The organism is Myxococcus xanthus (assembly GCF_013116825.1).
Classification (GTDB): domain Bacteria; phylum Myxococcota; class Myxococcia; order Myxococcales; family Myxococcaceae; genus Myxococcus; species Myxococcus xanthus_B.
The window spans coordinates 1-2,020 of the sequence record NZ_JABFNS010000274.1; the positions used below are offsets into that span (position 1 = coordinate 1).

At 64.0% G+C, this 2,020-nt stretch carries 3 protein-coding genes; all 3 read right to left on the minus strand.

The window, feature by feature from the left end:
• Positions 1-521, minus strand: a 521-nt coding sequence (locus HNV26_RS37210; protein WP_171453032.1) for a flavodoxin family protein, incomplete at its 3' end; no start/stop codon positions are given.
• Positions 522-537: 16 nt separating this feature from the next.
• Positions 538-1,167 (minus strand): SDR family oxidoreductase, encoded by a 630-nt coding sequence (locus HNV26_RS37215; RefSeq protein ID WP_171445389.1) that lies wholly within the window; start codon positions 1,165-1,167, stop codon positions 538-540.
• A 20-nt stretch (positions 1,168-1,187) separates the two neighbouring features.
• Entirely contained in the window at positions 1,188-1,367 is a 180-nt protein-coding gene (locus HNV26_RS38030; RefSeq protein ID WP_216613085.1) for an alpha/beta hydrolase family protein, read from the minus strand.
• Between the last annotated feature and the right edge of the window lie 653 nt (positions 1,368-2,020).

Sequence of the window (2,020 nt, forward strand, 5' to 3'; positions counted from 1 at the left end):
GCCCCCCCCTGCCCCGCCTCTCTGCTCTTGCCCGCGCGCCGTGGTGGCTCCGGCTGGGCGAGGACGGACGGCCGAGGATGCGCCCGCGTTCGCCCGCTCCTGTGCTGAGCCTTCCAGGGGCCCGCGCAGAAGCCCGCCGCAACCGGCCCTTCACAGCTCCGCTGATCGAAGCGTGACAAGTCCATCTCACGCGGCGTGATGTCCGCCTCCTCTCCACGCGCGTCATGCATCGCATTCGCCCAGCCCGCCAGTCCGAGTCGATAGTCGGGCGCGTCCAGTTCGAACAACTGCGCGCCAAGCCGGTTGGCGATATGGCGCGCCGCAAGCGCAGTGTTGCCGGAGCGAGAGAAGTACACAACAGCCGCCCCACCATGCTCTGCCGTCAGCGGCCCAACATAAGGATCAAGTCCCTGCAGCGCGCGCGCCTGGCGCTTTTCAATGAGCGTCACTGCGATGGGCACCAGCACCGCCAGCACGAGAGGCAGGGTCAGCATGAGGAGGCCCCACTTCGCAATCGCCATCGCGCTCACCTCCATGTCAAAGGAACGCCGGTTTGTCGCCGTCGCTGCCGGGCTTGTGCACGCCAAGGTTGCCGCCAACGTACAGGCTGGGCGCGGCGATTATTTGCGCGATGAGCGCCGCGACACTCTTGCGGGAAACCTCCGTACCCTCGAACGGCTGACCGCGAGTCGTGGTCGCGTAGTCGACCTCGTCGGCATCACTCAACCACGCTGGCCGCAGAATCGTGTAGTCGAGGCTCGACGCCTCAATCGCGTCGGCTGCGCGTCGAAACGGGGGAAGGTACGTGCCAATCTCCCGCCGGTTCCACTCACCGAATGTGCCTGGTACCTCGTCATAGATACCGAGCGACGTCACGAACACGAGCCGCTTCACGCCTGCCGCCTGCATCGACTCGATGACGCTCTTCGCCTGCGCGTCGATGTCATCGCCGGTCAGGTTCGCGTAGACGACATCCTGCCCCCTCATCGCTGCGTCGAGGCTCGAGCGATCGAGGACATCCCCCTCGACCACGCGCGCATTCTCGTCTGAAAGTCTTCGCGCATTTCGCAGAAACAGCGTGAGCCGGATGTTGCGGTCATCGGCAATCATCTGGATTACCCAGCGCGCAATCTGCCCACCAGCCCCGAGAATCAGAACGTTCGTCATCACATCTCCTGCTGACTGTTTTAGAGCTTCTCCTCGAAGAGCGGCGCCAGCTTCGACGTGGTCTCATCAACGGACTTCGGCACGTCGTACAGCTCCATGTGGTTGGCGCCTTCCACGACGTGCATGACCTTGTCCTTGCTGGCGGCGCGCGCGAGCAGGTCATCGCACATCCACTTGCTGCCCGCCTTGCTGCCAGCCACAACCCGGAACGGCTGAGTCAGGAAGGCCTCGGCCTTGCTGTAGGCGTCGTAGGTGATGATTTGGGTCAGGTTGCACGCCAGCGTGAAGCCCGGAGCGTTGGGGTGCTGGCAACGCGTCGTGTGATTTGCGGGGCGTCAATCGCGAGGGGCGCCCTGGGTGCCTGCGTGCACGCAGGCCGCCCGAACGTAGCCGTACGGCCCACTTACTCACTGCGGCCTCGGACACCCCAAACTCACGTGCGACGCGAACCTGCGGAACGCCTTGAGGCAGCAGTCGTGCTGCCTCAAGGCATCGCTCCTGCTGCTGCTCGGCGGAGAGCCGACGAGGCTGCCAAGCCATGAGAAGTGCACCTCTTCACGAACTCAATAGTCTCGCCCTTACCCTCACTCCCTAAAGCTCATTGGCGAGAGGCCTCTGAGCGAGGTTCAGAGGTTTTCCTTGTAGAAGGGGACCAGCTTGGCGAGTGCCTGGCGGACCGGCTCGGGCTTGTCGTAGAGGTCGTAGTGCGACGAGCCTTCGACGACGACCAGCTCCTTCTTCTTCGATGCCGCGCGTTCGATGATCTCGCGGTGAGCGTCAAGGTAGTTGTCGCGTGAGAGAGTTCAACCGATGCGCTTCAACTCCTGCACGGCCAGGGTGGGGTTCGGGGAGG

Excerpts from the sequence above, each read along its gene's own strand:
- HNV26_RS37215 (WP_171445389.1), bottom strand. The coding sequence starts at position 1,167 with ATGACGAACGTTCTGATTCTCGGGGCTGGTGGGCAGATTGCGCGCTGG.